The sequence below is a fragment of the Brucella intermedia LMG 3301 genome (genome assembly GCF_000182645.1).
GTDB classification, from domain to species: Bacteria; Pseudomonadota; Alphaproteobacteria; order Rhizobiales; family Rhizobiaceae; genus Brucella; species Brucella intermedia.
On the sequence record NZ_ACQA01000002.1, the window covers coordinates 1590309 to 1607789 of the forward strand.

A 17481-nucleotide genomic window follows, 5' to 3' on the forward strand; every position below is an offset into this window, starting at 1 on the left:
TGCGGAGCAAAAATTGGTTCCGGAAGCACTTTGCAGAGATCTCGTTTCCAGACTGTGAGCAAGGTTCGCCCACCCCGCTTCGGCTATTGCTCCGAAACGCTTATCCCACCCGGGTGTAAATTGCTTTCGAGCCGAGCTCTCGCCCTGTTAAGCCTGCTCTTGATCGTTCCGATCGTGCAGCCGGTTGCCATCGCGGCGTGTTCGTAGCTTAGCCCGTTGAATATCACCAGATCGAGCACCTTTTTATGCGCGGGGGACAATTTACCATATGCCTCGCCGACATCCTGCAATTCGAGCGCCAATTCCTGAGGCGCGCTTATCGTCGGCTCCTCCCACGTCTCGAGCGCATCTTCGCGGCGCGCTTTCTTGATCCTGGTGCAGAACGTGTTTTTCATAATGGTGAACAGCCACGACTTGAGCGAGCCGTAAGGGGTGAACCTGTCTCGATGGCGCAGAGCTTTCAGAAGCGTCTCCTGCACCAGATCATCGACGTCGGAACTTTGATGGCACATCGTCCGGGCGAACTGGTGCAACGCGGGCACCAGCGCCAACACCTCTTTTTCGAAATCCGATTTTGATGGCATGGTGTATTCCTCCTTCACCGGGGAAGTAAGATCGTGCCGGCCAGTTGGTTCCCTCCAAAGTGGGTAAATGTACGCTAGCGTACATTCTTACAGCTCGCCGCCGCGAGAACGATCGCGATCTTTATCGCTCGCACCTCAAACCACCTCTGCTCCAGGAAACATCGCGGGAACGAAAGCCATTCTGGTGAGTTCGGTAAGTCCAACAGGAGTTTGGCAGATGATGATGGCAACACAGGTCGTTTCGATAGAAGACGATGAAGCCTATTCCGTTCAGTTCTTTGACGATTCCGGCAACACCGTTTCCGTTTACTTTCAAAATCCTCAATGTATTCAACTTTCCCCGGCCGATGCGGTGAATGAGGCATTGGCGCGGATGTTGCTTATGATCGAGGGAGCGAGCGGCCAAAGCGCCGTGGAAAGGATCGAAGGATAAATGCCTCTGGAAACCGGGCTTTTACGGGGCAACCTGCGAGAAGGCTGCATGCATCTTTGCATTGATATGCAGAATCTCTTTGGCCCCGCATCGCCCTGGCATGTGCCGTGGGTCGAGGCAATCCTGCCCAATATCGTCGATATCTGTTCCCGACGCAGTGAGGATACGGTTTTCACCCGTTTCATACCCCCCAAGTCACCAGAGGCGGCGATGGGAGCATGGAAGAGTTATTACCGCAAGTGGGAAGCCCTTACCCTTGAACGTGTGGATCCGTGGCTTATTGAACTCGTCGCCCCGCTGCGGGAATTTTCGCCACCCGCCGCTCTGCTCGACAAGACTGTATATTCTCCCTGGACAGAAGGCTTTCTCCAGCGATATCTGCACAAAAGGCGTGTTCACACACTGATCGTCAGCGGCGCTGAGACCGACCTTTGTGTCCTGGCAACGCTATTGGGCGCCGTGGATCGAGGATACCGGGTGATTGTGGTCACCGACGCCGTGTGCAGTGTTTCCGATCAGACGCATGACGCGATCATTTCCCTCTGCCATCAGCGTTTTAGCGAGCAGCTCGAACTGGTTTGCACGGAAGAGTTGATCGATAATTGGCATTAAATTATTGCACGGGGCGGAATTTCTTATCGAGCGGTCACTCGGACTTACATATCCCATCATCGCGCCCTGTGTCGTGAGAGAAATCTGTCCAGTTCCCTTTGCTCTGGCGCCTGGCCTGTGAATGTCTCGACATAATAGGGGATGCGCGCGAGGCGCACATCGGTCTCTTCCCGCGTTCGCATGGAAAAGTATCCGATCTGCACCAGATAGAGCGTGCGGGCACGCACATCGGACACGGGGCCGCCAAAGCCAAAACGTTCAAACATCCGCGCCAGGCCTTCCAGGCGTATGGCGTCGGCGTTCCTCACCTCGTCTTCGACGTCGGTCGATTGAAGCGCCCAGCTGCGGATCGCAAATTCAAAAGCGGAATCGAACAGACTGTGGTCCAGCCAGCAGTCAAACACGTTCAGGACCGCTTCCTGTATTGTTTCAGCATAGGCATCAGCCTGACGCAGAAGAGCGCCCGTATTCTTGTCGCGCCAGCGTGCAATAAGCGCGTCGAGCAGCTCTTCGCGGTCCTTGAAAAACCAGTAAAAACTTGTGCGCGAAATATCGAGCGACTTGGCAAGCGGCATGATGCGAACGGCGTCAATGCCACTTTCGATCAGCGCATCATAAGCTGCCTGAAGCCATAAATCGGGCGAGCCGCGCCACCCTGCATCATTCGTGATGTTTTGTTCCATATCGGAATTTTATCAAGCCGAACAAGTTTGACAAGAGTTATGTACATATATGATTATTAAATTGACACTTATGTACATTTATATTTAGCTCAGGACAAACAATCAACGGGAACTCTCGCCATGTCGGTCGATCCGCTGCTGCAGCCGCTTCAGATCAAGCATCTGATGCTTCGCAACCGCATCATGCTTACCTCCCACGAACCTGCTTATGCCGAAGAGGGCATGCCGAAGGAACGCTATCGCGCCTACCATGTCGAGCGTGCAAAAGCCGGTATTGCCTTGACGATGACAGCGGGTTCGGCATCGGTTTCCAGAGACAGTCCGCCGGCTTTCAACAATGTGCTCGCCTACAAGGACGAGGTCGTGCCGTGGCTTCGGGATCTCGCCGACGAGTGTCATGAACATGGCGCGGCGGTGATGATCCAGCTTACTCATCTCGGTCGTCGAACACGTTGGGATAAGGGAGACTGGTTGCCTTCGCTATCCTCAACGGGCAAGCACGAGCCTGCTCATCGCGCCTATCCCAAAAAAGCGGAGGATTGGGACATTGAGCGCATTATTGCGGATTATGCAGATGCCGCAGAACGCATGCAGGCAGCCGGTCTCGACGGGCTGGAGCTTGAAGCCTACGGTCATCTGCTAGATCAGTTCTGGTCGCCGCTTACCAATGAACTCGACGGCGCTTTCGGCGGCGATCTCGATAATCGTATGCGTTTTTCGTTGCAGGTTCTGACTGCCATTCGGGAGCGCGTGGGGCCTGATTTTCTGATCGGGATACGTTATGTCGCCGATGAAGTTCTTGAGGGCGGGTTGACGAAAAGCGATGGACTTGAGATTTCGCGCAAGCTCAAGGAAAGCGGACTGGTCGATTTTCTCAACGTCATTCGCGGTCATATCGAGACCGATGCGGGGCTAGTCGATGTCATCCCCATACAGGGAATGCCGAGCGCACCGCATCTGGATTTTGCTGGCGAAATCCGTTCCAGCACGGGGATGGCCACATTTCATGCGTCGAAAATTCAGGATGTAGCGACGGCACGCCATGCGATTGCATCGGGTAAGCTCGATATGGTTGGCATGACGCGTGCACACATGACTGATCCGCATATCGTTCGCAAGATTCTTGAAAAGCGGGAGGAAGAAATACGGCCTTGCGTGGGCGCTAATTATTGTCTTGATCGCATCTATCAGGGTGGGGCTGCCTATTGCATCCATAATCCTTCGACCGGGCGAGAGTTGACCATGCCGCATACTCTGCGTCGGGCAGAGAAACGTCGCCGCATCATCGTGGTGGGGACAGGGCCTGCCGGTCTGGAAGCTGCGCGGGTGAGCGCTGAACGGGGGCATAAGGTCATGGTCTTTGAAGCTGCGAACCAGCCCGGAGGACAGGTTCGCTTGACGGCCCAAAGCCCGCGCCGCCGGGAAATGATGGGGATCATCGACTGGCGGATGGCGCAGTGTGAAAAGCTTGGCGTCGATTTTCGTTTCAATACATGGGCCGAGGCAGGTACCGTGCTTGCGGAAACGCCCGATGTGGCGATTATCGCTACCGGCGGCATTCCCGACATGCAAATCCTGCGCGAAGGCAATGACCTCGCAGTTTCCCCCTGGGACATAATCTCAGGCGATGTGCAGCCGGGTGCAAATGTGCTTGTTTTCGACGAAGCGGGCGACCATGCCGGGCTTCAGGCTGCGGAATTCATCGCGAATACTGGAGGAAAAGTCGAAATCATGACGGCAGATCGCACCTTTGCGCCCGAAGTGATGGGAATGAATCTGGTGCCTTATATGCGCAGCCTGCAAAGGAAGGATGTGGCCTTCAGCGTATCTTATCGACTGATAGCGATCCGGCGCGATAATAATCGTCTGATAGCGCAGATTGGCAGTGATTACGTGGGAATCAGTTTCGAGCGCGAATTTGACCAGATCGTCGTCAATGACGGGACGCGACCGATGGACGATCTCTACTTTGAGCTGAAGCCACTGTCACGAAATCTGGGTGTCGTGGACTACGATGCTCTCATGGACGGGCGTCCCCAGAATCTGGTCAGGAATGCGGAAAGTTCGTTCGAGCTTTACCGCATTGGCGATGCGGTTTCGGCGCGCAACACACACGCAGCAATCTATGATGGTTTGCGCCTGGGGCGGCTGCTGTAATCGCGTTGTTCCCTCCATTACTTCAGGTTATGAGGTCCCGGATATTTTTTGCGTTTGTAATCTGTTGGCCGGGAACTATCGTGATTAACCAAGGGAACATTGGCGGCATAAAATATCAACCAGCCGCCGAACACAGCGATCCAGCGTCTGTTGCAGAAAATCGAAATCTGCGAGCCGTGGGGATGATGGGATAATCGTGATGAACGAGGAAAATGGGGAGTTTGCCCGTTGAACGCAACGCGACCGACACTGGTGACCGACACGGCCCATACTCCCGCTTCCACGCCAAAGATCATTCGGCTTGAAGGACTCAGCAAGCATTTTGGTGCGCATCGCGTTCTTGAGAATATCGATCTTGACGTGGCGCAGGGCGAGGTTCTGGCGATCATTGGCCCCAGCGGCTCCGGTAAGAGCACACTGTTGCGTTGCATCAATTATCTCGAAAAACCCGATGGTGGGATGATTACGGTCGGCAAGCTCAGGCTTGATGCTACCCAGGAGCCGCGTAAGGCGCAGTTGAAGGAGCTGCGCAATACGGTTGGCATGGTGTTCCAGTCATTCAACCTGTTTCCGCATATGAGTGTTCTGCGCAATGTCAGTCTGCCGCAAGAGCGCGTTCTTGGCCGCAGCCGCGCTGAGGCGGAGGAACGGGCGCTTCAACTGCTGGAGCGTGTCGGACTTGCAGATAAAGCCACCCAATATCCGGGCAGGTGCTCCGGCGGTCAGCAACAGCGCATCGCCATTGCGCGCTCGCTGGCGCTCGACCCGCAGGTCATGCTTTTTGATGAACCGACCTCGGCGCTCGATCCGGAACTCGGTCTCGAAGTTCTGGCCGTTATGCGGGAACTGGCGGAAAGCGGCATGACGATGCTGGTTGTCACACACGAAATGGGATTTGCGGAGAATGTTTCCGACACCGTGATGATCATGGCCGATGGCAAGATCATTGAAAAAGGTGCATCGAAAGAGGTTATGCGCAATCCTCAAGAGGAGCGTACGAAGCGGTTTCTTCGTGCGGTGCACGACCGATGACGGCCGACAATGTTCTTCTCATTTTGAGCGGGCTGCCGTGGACCATCGCTCTTACTCTGGGGTCATTCGGTATCGGTTGCATTCTCGGCGTGCCCTTACTGGCAGCACGAAGCGCTCGCTTCGCCCTCATACGCTGGCTTGCGGCGCTGTTGATCCAGATCGTGCGCGCACTCCCTCCCATCCTTTGGCTGTTCATCATTTTCTTCGGCATCGGCATGGGCATAATGCCTATCAATCCATTTGTCGCGGCACTGATCGGTCTCGGTTTGATAGCCTCTGCCAATATGGCCGAAATCTATCGCGGGGCATTAGCGTCGCTGCATCATGGCCAATGGGAAGCGGCGACCGCCCTGAATTTTGGCACCAGATATACGTTGATCGATGTGGTTGCCCCGCAGGCTTTTCGCGTCGCTCTGCCATCGGCGGCGAGCTATCTGATCGGGCTCATGAAGGAAACCGCCGTGGCATCAACCATCGGGGTTGCCGATCTGGCCTTTCGCGGCAACCAAGTATCGCAACTCACCTTCAAGGGCATTGAGGTCTTCGCCCTGGTCGGCTTGTTCTACATTTTCCTGAGCTTGCCGGTCGCATGGCTGTCGCGTTCCGCGGACAGCTATCTGAGAGCAAAGGTGGCGCGCTGATGTTTCCGACCGCGGATGAATTTCTTGAATGGATGCCGGCGTTGCTCGGTGGGCTAAAAATCAGTTTGCAGGTAGCTGCTTTGAGCCTTGCCATCGGTATTCCGCTTGGGCTTCTTTTGGCGCTTGGCGTCGGTGCCAAGACGCGCATGGCGCGGATCGTGAGCCTGTTCCTTGTTGAAATAGGGCGGGGCGCCCCAGCGCTGGTTCTGTTGCAGTTCATGTATTTCGGCTTACCTGCGACAGGCCTGACCCTGACTTCGTTCGCAGCAGCGGTCATAGCGCTGGCTTGGAATACCGGTGCCTATACGAGTGAAATCATTCGGGCCAGCCTCCAGTCGATCCATCATGGTCAGCGCGAAGCGGCAGAAGCCCTGGGCTTCAGTGTTCTGGACGAGTTGCGTTTTGTGTTGCTGCCTCAGGCTTTGAGAGTTGCGCTGCCAGCCCTGCTGGGCTTCGCGATCCTTATCTTTCAAGGCACTTCGCTCTGCTTCACCATCGCGCTGCCGGAACTGGTCAGCAATGCCTATGAAATTGGGTCCAATACCTTTCGCTACATGCCTGCGCTGCTGCTGGCCGGTCTGCTCTATGCAACCATCTGCATCCCGGCGGCATGGATCGTTTCTTACGTGGAGAAGCGGTCGTCCGCTTACGCCACCCGATAACGCACAATAACAAGGGGAGTCGCACATGAATAACGGGATCATTCACAAGGGCCTGATCGGCTTTGCCATTTTCGTCGGGCTGTCGGCGACAGCATTGGCGCAGGATTGCAAACCCAAGCACGAATTCAAAACCATTACGCCCGGTACGCTGATGGTTGCCGTCACTACTTATGCGCCGCATTCCTTCATGGATGAAAGCGGCAAGATGAGCGGCCTCGATGGTGACATTGCGGCCGAATTCGCGAAACGCGAATGCCTTACTGTGAAGCCAGTGGCGGTCGATCCCGCGGCTGCTATCCAATATGTCCTGTCGGGTCAGGCTGATATCACGACCGGTGACTGGTATCGCACGGCAGAGCGCGCCAAGGTGATGAATCTTTCCTATCCGCTTTATAAAGACCAGATGGGCCTTTATTCAAAGGATGGCATCAAGACGGTCGAGGAACTCGTCGGCAAGAATGTCGGAACGGTGCAGGGTTATCTCTGGGTGACCGATGCCAAGAAGCTTCTGGGTGCCAATCTTCGCCTTTATCCGAACTCGGTGAACATGCATCAGGATCTTGCATCAGGGCGTATCGATGTCGGCATCGACGGCTACTCGACAGGCGCTTATGCGGCCAAGAATGGCACATTGAAGGACATCAAGGTCGAGATCGCGCAGCCTGATGAGCGCATCCGCGCAACCCGCGAAGCAGCACAGGCCAGTCTGCCTTATGCCAAGAGCGCGACGGATTTTGGTGCTGCTCTCGACGCGAATATCGAGGAAATGCACAAGGACGGCACCATTGCCAAGATCCTGAAATCCTATGGCCTCGACGAGAGCGCCGGAAATACTGGCGCGCCAAAACTCATCGAGTGATCCGGAACGGCACCACTTGATGCAGCGGCTTGCTGCTGCATCCACTTCAACCACATTTCATATCGGAGACTGCAACGATGACTGTTTACGCGGTCAGCCGGAACAGCCAGTCATGGTATGGGGAACAGATCGGCATCCTCATTCTGGATGCCGCCTATCCCTGCGTGCCCGGCAATGTCGGTAATGCGACTACCTATACATATCCGGTTCGCTATCAGGAGGTGCGCGGCGCTTCCATTGACCGTCTTCTGAATCAGCGTGATCCGGCATTGAAAGAAGCTTTTGTGGAAGCGGCTCTGGAACTTCAGGGGCGGGGTGTGAAAGCCATTACTGGCGCCTGCGGGTTCATGGCATATTTCCAGGAAGAGGTTGCTGAGGCCGTCGATATACCAGTCTTCCTGTCGAGCCTGATGCAGATACCCTTCATGCACGCTGTGGCGCGCGGCACTGTAGGCGTAATTACTGCCAATGCAGAGCGCCTCAGTCCACGGCATTTCGCCGCCAGCGGCATTCCAGAAACGATCCCGATCGTGCTTGCCGGAATGGAAGATCAGGCCGAGTTCCGTGAGGCGATTCTGGAAGAGAAAGGGACACTCGATTCCGCCGCCATCGAGCGCGAAGTTTGCGAAGTGGCGATGAAGCTCGTGCGGGACAATCCAGAGGTTCGCTCCATCCTGCTCGAATGCAGCGATCTTCCCCCTTATGCTCATGCCGTGCAGAAGGTGACCGGGCGTCCCGTGTTCGATTTCATTTCAATGATCAACTACGTCCAACAGACCGTCGCCTGTCGCGCTTATCACGGCTTTATGTGACCTGACAGTCAGGAGGTTTCCTATGTCGCTCGATCATTATTTCCTCCTTGGCCGCTCCGGTCTGCGTGTCAGCCGTCTGGCGCTCGGGACGATGACATTCGGAAATGCGGGGATCAGAGGGATTGGGGGGGCTTGGGGTACGGATGAAGAGAATGCGCGGGCCATCTTTGATCGCTATCTCGACGCGGGCGGCAATTTCATCGACACGGCGGATTCCTACGGTGCGGGCTTGAGCGAGACGCTGGTCGGCAGGTTTGTCGAGGAAGCCGGCGCCCGTGATCGGGTGGTGATCGCGACCAAATATTCCAACAATCTGCAGCCTGGCAATCCCAATGCCGGCGGCAATGGCCGCAAGAATATGTTCCGTGCGGTTGATCAGTCGCTGAAACGGCTGAAGACTGACTATATCGATCTTTATATGGTGCATACCTGGGATGGCATGACGCCTGTGGAAGAGGTGATTCGCGGCTTCGACGATCTGATCCGCGCGGGAAAAATCCGCTACTGCGGCCTCTCGGATGTACCATCCTGGTATGCTGCCCGTGCGCAGACCTGGGCAGAAGCCCACGCGCTTTCGCAGCCGATCAGTTTGCAACTGCCCTATTCGCTGGTCGAGCGCAGCATAGAGCAGGAATTTGTCCCGCTGGGACAGAACCTGGGACTGGGTATTACCGCTTGGAGCCCGCTCGCCATGGGGCTTCTGACAGGCAAATACCGGGCCGGTGGTGAAGGGCGTCTTAGTCGCGACGATGCGGGCGGGCTGGGGCTGTTCACCGAACGCAATATGAGGATTGTCGCCATACTTGCGGAAGTTTCTGGCGTGCTTGGCAAATCCATGGCGCAGGTGGCGTTGAATTGGGCGGTGTCGCAACCGGGTATCGGGGCAGCGATCATAGGCGCGAGCAAGCTGTCACAACTCGGAGACAATCTCGGCGCGCTGGCTTTCTCGATCCCTGACGAACTGCGTGCCAAGCTGGATGCAGCGAGTGTCATCCCTCCGACATATCCCTACTCATTATTCGCGGCGGATTATCAGGCTGGCATTCTCAATACCGGCGTGTCGGTGGGTGAAAAGCCCGCCGGATATGCACACCCCCGTTTTGTGCCGAAAGTGGAAGATTACGCTTTCGGTAAGCCCCTAAAACCTTGAAACTTCCCGAGAAAAGATCATGAATGACATGCCTTCTAGGATGCGGCCTGCGGCCAGCATCGACCCTACGCTTTTTGTCTTGACGCTCGATTGTGATGATAAGCCCGGTATTGTTGCAGCGATTACCACAGAACTCGCTGCAATTGGCGGCAATATCGTTGAGAGCAATCAGTTTCGTGACAGGGTGACCAATCGCTTTTTCATGCGCATTGCTTTCAGCGCGCCGCTCGGCATGCCGCGTGAGGCGGTCGAGCACTCACTGAAACCGGCAGGCGAGCGGTTCGGCATGAAATTCGCGGTGGCCGATGCCAGCCGCAAGCCCAAGATCGTGCTTATGGTGTCCAAATTCGATCACGCCATGCTGCATCTTCTCTATCAGATCCGCGTTGGCTGGCTGAATGCCGAGGTCGTTGCCATCGTCTCTAATCATGAAGATAGCCGCGAGACGGCGGAAAGTGCGGGCATTCCCTATCATTGCTGGGGCGTGAACAAGGATAACAAGGCCGAGCAGGAAGCTCGCCTGATCGATCTGGTGCGTGAGACGCAGGCCGATCTGGTGGTCCTCGCACGCTATATGCAGGTGCTATCGGATAATCTATCCAATCGCCTGTTCGGCAAGATCATCAACATTCACCATTCGTTCCTGCCATCCTTCAAGGGTGCAAAGCCCTATCATCAGGCGTTCGAGCGGGGCGTGAAGCTGATTGGCGCAACGGCGCATTATGTGACGCCGGACCTGGACGAGGGCCCAATCATCGAACAGGAAACCGAGCGGGTCACTCATTCCATGAGTGCGGAAGATTTCGTCGCCACGGGGCGAGATATCGAAAGCCGGGTTCTTGCGCGAGCGGTGAAGATGCATCTCGAGCACCGCGTCATGCTCAACGGTCACAAGACCGTGGTGTTCGCGTAATAAGCAAATGGGCCTACAGCTTCAGTTCCGCGTCGGCGCCCTGTTCGAGAAGCCACTCGCGGAACAGTTCCGCACCTCGCTTCGGCGGACGCTGTGCAGGCATCACCAGATGGATCGTGTCGCCGGAACGATGGCACATATGCGTGGCCGGAACCAGCCGACCCGCCACGACATGATCATGAACGAGGTGTTTCCAGCCAAGCGCCACGCCTTGCCCCTGCACAGCCGCCTCGATGGAACTGAGTGCGTCGGTGAAGACGAAATCCTGTTCGATACGCGGGTTCGGCACACCGGAACGCTCAAGCCATTCGCGCCAGCCAAGCCGCGAGCGATGGCGCTCCTCGAAATGTAGCAGAGTGTGGTTCAGAAGGTCGCTTGCTTCCCTGATCGCTCCGCGCTCTTTGAGATAGGCAGGACTGCATAGAGGCCAGACTTCTTCCGTCACGAACGGCCAGGCGAGGATACCCGGCCATTTGCCTCTTCCCAGACGCGCTGAAACGTCGATATCCTCTTCCAGCAGGTCCTGATCGTCACGGCTGCTTTCTTCGATGCGCAACGCTACGTCCGGATGTTTCTCCTTGAACCCTTTGAGACGCGGCAGAAGCCATAGCTGCACGAAAGATGCCGAGAACGACACGCGGATGATATCGCGCGAGTGCTTCTTGCGCATTGACGAGATGACCATGTGCAGATGGTCGAATGCTTCCTGCGTTTCGCGATAAAGCCTCTGTCCTTCAGCCGTCAGTTCAAGGCGGCTCCTTTCACGGCGGAAAAGCTTCAGTCCGGTAGCTTCCTCGAGAAGCTTGATCGTCTTGCTCACCGCTGGCTGGCTGACATTCAGCTCTTCCGCCGCCGCCGTAAAGCTCAGCCGTCGAGCTGCAGCCTCAAACACGAAGAGGTAATTGGCCGAGGGGATGAGCGAGCGGAGCCTGTGCATAATCTGAAGTTATATCTTCGCAGATTTTTTATCAAGCTCACATGGCGCAGAACCCTCTGTAATGTAACGCACAAAGGAGTCCGTACCGTGGCCCGTAGCGGCGCTCCGGCAATCTCCAAAATATACTGGAAGGGAACGTGGAATGCAGACTCATGCGCGCGCGGTTGTCATCGGGGGAGGTTGTGTCGGCGCCTCCATTCTTTACGGGCTGGCCAAGAGGGGTTGGTCGGACGTCGTGCTTTTGGAGCGCACGCAGCTTACCGCAGGTTCCACGTGGCATGCGGCGGGGCTGATCCCTTCCTACGCGCGCAATATCAATATCGGCCGTATGATCAACAAGTCCATTGAGATTTACGAAGGGCTCGAAGCCGAAACTGGTCAGCATGTCGGCTGGCACAAATGCGGCCAGCTGCGTATTGCCAACACGCGCGACCGCCTTGACGAATACAAGAGCTATATGAGTGTCGCCGCAGTGCAGGGCGTGCGCGCCGAACTGGTTTCCCCGGCACGCGCCCGTGAACTGTGGCCGCTGCTTGAAAACAACCATGATATGTTGGGCGCGCTCTATCACCCCGATGATGGCCATATTGCGCCTGCCGATGTCACCATGGCGCTCGCCAAAGGTGCGCGCGACAATGGCGCCAAGATCTATCTCAACACCGAGGTCAAAGGTTTCGAGCGCCTGCCAAGCGGTGAGTGGAAGGTGAAGACCAATCAGGGCGATATCATCTGCGAGCATATCATCTCGGCGACAGGAAATTATGCCCGCCAGACCGGAGCCATGCTGGGGCTCGACATTCCGGCAATTCCTATCATTCATCAATACTGGATCACTGATGCCGTGCCGGAAGTGATCGAGCGCAAGCGTCAGGGCCTGCCGGAAATGCCGATCCTGCGCGATGAGGGCTTTGAAGGCTATCTGCGTGAGGAGGGCGACGGCCTGATGTTCGGCCCCTACGAGAGGACCGAACATTTGAAGCTCTTTGCCGAAAACGGCGTCCCCGAATGGTTTGGAGCGGATCTTCTGGAAGAGGATTTCGATTCGGTTTCATGGAACTGGGAGCAGGCCATCGAGCTGGCTCCCGCTCTCGGCCGCGTTGGCATCAAGGCCAATGTGCGCGGACCGTTCCAGATGACGGCTGATGAACTGCCGCTGGTCGGCCCGGCCTGGGGGCTGGACAATGTCTGGATTGCAGAAGGGGTGCCCGGCGGCATCCTGTGGGGCGGCGCGATCGGCTATTATCTTTCCGAGCGTATCGTTGAAGGCGGCAACAGCATCGACACATCTGATCTCGATCCGCGTCGTTTTGGCGACTACGCCAACAAGAACTGGACCCGCGAAAAAGTGCGCGAAGCATGGGGCACCCATGCCGAGCAGCATTATCCGGGGCAGGATATGCCTGCCGCTCGCCCGCAGAAAACCGCGCCGTCATACGATCGCCTGACGGAACTGGGTGCTGTCTGGGGCTGCCTCAACGGTTGGGAAATGCCGAACTGGTTCGCGCCTGAGGGTGTAGAAGCCAGGGATCAGTATAGCTGGCGCTGGACCGAAAAGGGCAAATATGTAAGCGAGGAAGTCGAAGCCGTGCGCAACGCGGTAGGTCTCGTCGAAATGACGCCGATGACCAAATTCGAGGTTAGCGGTCCCGGTGCCGAAGCATGGCTTGATGGCATTCTCGCCAATCGCTTGCCGAAGGCGGGACGCGTCAACCTTTCTCATCATTTGACCCCGAAGGGCGGTGTGCAGGCGGAATATGTGGTGGCGCGTCTCGATGACGGCTCTTTCTACATGATTTCAACTCCGCGAGCCGAACGTTGGAACTTTGACGAAATGTCGAAACTCCTGCCGAAGGATGGAAGCGTTACTCTGCGTAACGTGACGAATGACAGGGGCTGCTTCACGATCGTGGGGCCGAAGGCGCGCGAGGTATTGCAGCCGCTTACCGAAATCGATCTCTCAAACGAGGCATTCCCGTGGTTCGGCATCAAGTCGGGAACGGTCGGCCTCGCCAGTGATGTGCGTCTGCTGCGCGTCAATTATGAAGGCGAATTGGGCTGGGAGCTTTATCATCCGCTTAGCTATCAGCGGCATCTGCTGGAAGCCTTGCTCGCATCCGGCAAGGAGCACGGCCTGCGCCTTATCGGCCTGCATGCGCTGGAATCGCTGCGTCTCGACAAATCCTATCGTGCCATGTACCGCGATATGAACAGCGAGCTAAGTGCCTGGGAAAGCGGCCTTGAACGCTTTATCCGCCTGGACAAGGGCGATTTCATCGGCAGGCAGGCGCTGGTCGAGGAAAAGGAACGAGGCATCAAGCGCCGCTCCGTCACGCTGGCGGTTGAAACCGATGGCGCCAGCACGCTGACCTGCGAGGGTGTATACCATCATGGCAAGCTGGTGGGTCGCGTCACCTCGGGCGGCTACTCCTATACGTTCGGGCACGATATCGCGCTGGCGCTGCTGCCGGTCGAGCTTGGCGTGCCGGGCACGGAGCTGGAAATCCCGGTTCTGGGTGAGATGCGCAAGGCCCGCGTGATTGAGGAATCGCCCTACGATCCGGAAGCCAAGCGCGCGCGCCTCTGATCGTCCGTCCATTAGTCTGTGCGAACTGGCCCCGATATATCGTTACGACGATCCGGTTCGCTGCAAGGAAAGGTTAGCCCCATGAAGGCAGTTGTCGCAGTGAAACGGGTTGTCGATTACAACGTGAAGATCCGTGTAAAGGGAGACGGTTCGGGGGTTGAGCTTTCGAACGTGAAGATGTCGATGAACCCTTTTGACGAGATCGCGGTTGAAGAGGCGATCCGTCTGAAGGAAGCGGGCAAGGTGACGGAGATCGTCGCGGTTTCGGTTGGCCCGGCACAGGCGCAGGAAACGCTGCGTACGGCACTTGCCATGGGTGCGGATCGCGCGATCCTGGTCAAGACCGACGAGACGGTCGAGCCGCTTGGCGTTGCCAAGGTCTTGAAGGGCGTGGTCGAAGCGGAAAAGCCGGACCTCGTCTTCCTCGGCAAACAGGCAATCGACGATGATTCCAACCAGACCGGCCAGATGCTGTCGGCGCTCTTGAGCTGGAGCCAGGCAACCTTTGCCTCTAAAGTGGAGCTGGGCGATGGTTCGGCCAAGGTAACGCGTGAAGTGGACGGCGGTCTCCAGACCATCGATGTGAAGCTTCCGGCGATCGTCACGGTCGATCTTCGCTTGAACCAGCCGCGCTATGCGTCGCTGCCCAACATCATGAAGGCCAAGAAGAAGCCGCTAGACGAAAAGTCGCCTGCCGATTTCGGCGCCGATATTGCGCCGCGTCTGAAGGTTCTGAAGACGGAAGAGCCGGGCGGCCGCAAGGCTGGCGTCAAGGTCGGCTCTGTCGCAGAGCTGGTTGAGAAGCTGAAAGCCGACGGCATCATCTAAGAAATCGGAAGGGACGAGACAAATGGCTATTCTTCTTATTGCCGAACACGACAATGCAACCCTTTCCGACCAGACGGCCAAGGCGCTGACGGCTGCCGCCCAAATTGGCGGCGACGTGGATGTGCTGGTTGCTGGCAAAGGTGCAAAACCTGCAGCTGATGCGGCCGCAAAGCTCAATGGCGTGCGCAAGGTTCTGCTTGCTGAAAGCGATGCGCTGGAAAACCGTCTGGCCGAGCCGACGGCAGCGCTCATCGTGGAACTGGCTGCCAATTACGACACGATCATTGCGCCTGCGACGACTTCGGCCAAGAACATCCTGCCGCGCGTGGCAGCCCTTCTCGATGTGATGCAGCTTTCCGAAATCATGGAAGTCGTGTCGGCTGATACGTTCAAGCGTCCGATCTATGCAGGTAATGCGATCCAGACGGTGCAGTCGACCGACGCGAAGAAGGTCATCACGGTGCGCACGGCTTCCTTCTCGGCAACGGGCGAAGGCGGTTCGGCTGGGGTTGAAAGCGTCAATGCGGCTGCCGATCCGGCGCTGTCGAGCTTCGTCGGCAATGCACTTTCGGAATCGGATCGTCCGGAACTGACCTCGGCGAAGATCATCATCTCGGGCGGTCGTGCGCTTGGTTCTGCCGAAAAGTTCCAGGAAGTGATCCTGCCGGTTGCCGACAAGCTGGGTGCCGCAGTCGGCGCCAGCCGCGCAGCCGTTGATGCCGGCTATGCGCCGAACGACTGGCAGGTTGGCCAGACGGGCAAGGTGGTTGCACCGGACCTTTACATCGCTGTCGGTATCTCCGGCGCGATCCAGCATCTGGCGGGCATGAAGGACTCACGCGTCATCGTCGCCATCAACAAGGATGAGGAAGCGCCGATCTTCCAGGTCGCCGATTATGGCCTCGTCGGTGATCTCTTTACCGTCCTGCCAGAGCTGCAGAAGACCTTCTGATTACTTTAGAAACCAATTGCGGCGGGGCTGCACCAGCATGTGGAGGAAAGCCCGCCCTGCAACTTTCCAACGGGTATCTGTTAGCGCTTCCAGGCAATGTGGAGTGAACTGCAACTGAACACCGTTACGCCCATGAATGTCACATTGCGAGGAATTTGCGTAAAGAACAACCAGCTGAAAAACCTCGAAGTGGTAATTTCCATATAAGCAAATGGCGCATGAGCGACGCTTCGGTCATCCCATGTCGGCACTGACAGCAGATTCGATTTTGGAAATTAAAGCGCCTGCGCCTTAGCGTCCTCGCCAAACAACGCGCCTTGCCGAGCCCACGCTATTTTTTACTTCAGCGCCCTTCAGTTCTTGGTCACGACCGGCGCAATGTTCGCCAGAAAACATGATGTCATTTAAATGGAGGGGACCCGAAATATGGGGGTAACCCCATTCAATCAATGCTTATCGCATGACATGTCTTTTCCATGCTTGGTTCGTATTGTAGACTTCCATTTTTTAGGGAGATGTTCTGGCCTTCAGGTTACTGCGCTCTATTTCGAGAGGGAGAGGTTTTGCTGTCATAGTAAACAATACAAAATAACATCATTTCAGATGACATTCAGTCTAACTTACGTTTTCTCGAGGCTGGAGGGGAAATGAGTAGCTTAAATTTCAGTATGGTGGCTACACATAAGGTGGAGGATCTAGATGGAATTGAGGTGATTAAAACCAGCGCGGCGTTAGCCTCGCCTAACGCATATGTTTATACATCCAGAATTTGGCCCTTCAAGGCAAGATTTTCGGCAGTGCCATCTCTATTGGTGGGAATGGCTACGAGAGGATATGTGAGAGGTAGATTTTCGATTAGAAACACTCTTTCTCAACTTTCCTTGGCGCCGGGGTCAATTTTCGTAATACCGCCCAATACGACTTTTGACGCCGAGATTGAATCCAATGCCGAAATCATTCAAATATATGTTTCCGACCGCCTTTTTAAAAATATCGAACAGGAGTTTTTGGCGGCGAGTGAAGGTCTTTTTAATCTAGGCTCCAGGTTCTCTATTTCAGACCAGTTTCTGACCCAAACGATCCTATCGATTAAGGAGATAGTAGAAAGGGAAGGGACGTTCGCACGAATAGAGCTTGAATATTTGACCCGGGTGCTTACCGCACGTTTGATCGCCAAATATTCAAATAGCGGTCAGGAAGAACACGTTGGGGAAGGTAGTCTGCCACCAAGCATCCTACGCGATGTGATTGATTTTATAGATAACAATATAAGCCGGCGTATCACTGTAAATCATTTTTCTGCAATGGCGGGATTAGGCCCTGCGCAGTTTGCTCGATTGTTCAAGCGATCAACGAATGTCACGCTGCATCAATATATTATATTGCGCAGGATAGAACGCGCGCGGGCCTTGCTGGAGGAAACAGATCTCCCCATTGTGGAGATCGCTCAGGAATGCGGTTTTTCCGATCAGGTGCATCTCTCCCGATTTTTTAGCCGCATTGTTGGGACCAGTCCGGCTTCTTTCAGAAGGAAGGCGCGAAATCGATTGTCGGGTCAACTTCATAGTTTGTGACCAATGTCAATTTTGTGCAAACGTGTCGATATCTGCATAGAATTTAATATAAACATCTATACTTCTTG

Annotated in this window: 17 protein-coding genes; 14 read left to right on the plus strand and 3 right to left on the minus strand. The window is 55.9% G+C overall.

Annotation, left to right across the window (positions count from 1 at the left end):
• Positions 1–83 precede the first annotated feature (83 nt).
• Positions 84–584, minus strand: a complete 501-nt coding sequence (locus OINT_RS19910; protein ID WP_006470711.1) for an RNA polymerase sigma factor — start codon at positions 582–584, stop codon at positions 84–86.
• Between the two features lie 217 nt (positions 585–801).
• Here OINT_RS19910 and OINT_RS19915 point away from each other — a divergent pair, with 217 nt between their 5' ends.
• Positions 802–1017 carry a hypothetical protein gene (locus OINT_RS19915; RefSeq protein ID WP_006470710.1) on the plus strand — a complete coding sequence of 72 codons (216 nt, stop codon included), beginning with the start codon at positions 802–804 and terminating at the stop codon, positions 1015–1017.
• Complete coding sequence (locus tag OINT_RS19920) at positions 1018–1629, plus strand: cysteine hydrolase family protein (RefSeq protein WP_006469712.1); 612 nt, start codon at positions 1018–1020, stop codon at positions 1627–1629. It abuts the gene before it with no gap.
• Positions 1630–1685: 56 nt separating this feature from the next.
• Here the strand turns inward: OINT_RS19920 and OINT_RS19925 are convergent, their stop codons facing one another.
• Entirely contained in the window at positions 1686–2312 is a 627-nt protein-coding gene (locus tag OINT_RS19925) for a TetR/AcrR family transcriptional regulator (protein ID WP_006469713.1), read from the minus strand.
• 120 nt (positions 2313–2432) lie between these two features.
• Between OINT_RS19925 and OINT_RS19930 the strand changes: the two genes are divergently transcribed.
• The 8 genes from OINT_RS19930 to purU all read left to right on the plus strand — a co-directional run bounded on the left by OINT_RS19930 (position 2433) and on the right by purU (position 10538).
• Entirely contained in the window at positions 2433–4469 is a 2037-nt protein-coding gene (locus tag OINT_RS19930) for an NADH:flavin oxidoreductase (protein ID WP_006469714.1), read from the plus strand.
• Positions 4470–4697: 228 nt separating this feature from the next.
• Positions 4698–5501, plus strand: coding sequence for an amino acid ABC transporter ATP-binding protein (locus OINT_RS19935; protein ID WP_006469715.1), 804 nt, complete (start codon positions 4698–4700; stop codon positions 5499–5501).
• A complete protein-coding gene (locus OINT_RS19940) occupies positions 5498–6142 on the plus strand; it encodes an amino acid ABC transporter permease (RefSeq protein ID WP_006469716.1) in 645 nt (214 codons plus the stop codon). Before OINT_RS19935 ends, OINT_RS19940 begins: the two co-directional genes overlap by 4 nt.
• Complete coding sequence (locus tag OINT_RS19945; protein WP_006469717.1) at positions 6091–6804, plus strand: amino acid ABC transporter permease; 714 nt, start codon at positions 6091–6093, stop codon at positions 6802–6804. Before OINT_RS19940 ends, OINT_RS19945 begins: the two co-directional genes overlap by 52 nt.
• A gap of 25 nt (positions 6805–6829) precedes the next feature.
• Positions 6830–7663: an ABC transporter substrate-binding protein gene (locus tag OINT_RS19950; RefSeq protein ID WP_006469718.1), complete on the plus strand. Its 834-nt coding sequence runs from the start codon at positions 6830–6832 to the stop codon at positions 7661–7663.
• 77 nt (positions 7664–7740) lie between these two features.
• Complete coding sequence (locus tag OINT_RS19955) at positions 7741–8475, plus strand: aspartate/glutamate racemase family protein (protein ID WP_006470708.1); 735 nt, start codon at positions 7741–7743, stop codon at positions 8473–8475.
• A 22-nt stretch (positions 8476–8497) separates the two neighbouring features.
• Positions 8498–9625, plus strand: a complete 1128-nt coding sequence (locus OINT_RS19960) for an aldo/keto reductase (protein ID WP_006469720.1) — start codon at positions 8498–8500, stop codon at positions 9623–9625.
• A gap of 19 nt (positions 9626–9644) precedes the next feature.
• Entirely contained in the window at positions 9645–10538 is an 894-nt protein-coding gene (purU, locus tag OINT_RS19965) for a formyltetrahydrofolate deformylase (RefSeq protein ID WP_006469721.1), read from the plus strand.
• A 13-nt stretch (positions 10539–10551) separates the two neighbouring features.
• Here purU and OINT_RS19970 read toward each other — a convergent pair whose 3' ends face one another.
• Entirely contained in the window at positions 10552–11475 is a 924-nt protein-coding gene (locus OINT_RS19970; protein WP_006469722.1) for a LysR substrate-binding domain-containing protein, read from the minus strand.
• A 142-nt stretch (positions 11476–11617) separates the two neighbouring features.
• On the opposite strand from OINT_RS19970, the gene OINT_RS19975 reads away from it, so the two are divergent.
• From OINT_RS19975 to OINT_RS19990, 4 genes are all read left to right on the plus strand, one after another.
• The gene (locus tag OINT_RS19975; protein WP_006469723.1) at positions 11618–14059 is read left to right on the plus strand and encodes a GcvT family protein; all 2442 of its coding nucleotides are present in this window, start codon (positions 11618–11620) and stop codon (positions 14057–14059) included.
• An 81-nt stretch (positions 14060–14140) separates the two neighbouring features.
• The gene (locus tag OINT_RS19980; protein WP_039853418.1) at positions 14141–14887 is read left to right on the plus strand and encodes an electron transfer flavoprotein subunit beta/FixA family protein; all 747 of its coding nucleotides are present in this window, start codon (positions 14141–14143) and stop codon (positions 14885–14887) included.
• 22 nt (positions 14888–14909) lie between these two features.
• Positions 14910–15839 (plus strand): electron transfer flavoprotein subunit alpha/FixB family protein, encoded by a 930-nt coding sequence (locus tag OINT_RS19985; protein WP_006469725.1) that lies wholly within the window; start codon positions 14910–14912, stop codon positions 15837–15839.
• 647 nt (positions 15840–16486) lie between these two features.
• Positions 16487–17413 carry a helix-turn-helix domain-containing protein gene (locus OINT_RS19990; RefSeq protein ID WP_006469727.1) on the plus strand — a complete coding sequence of 309 codons (927 nt, stop codon included), beginning with the start codon at positions 16487–16489 and terminating at the stop codon, positions 17411–17413.
• Positions 17414–17481 lie beyond the last annotated feature (68 nt).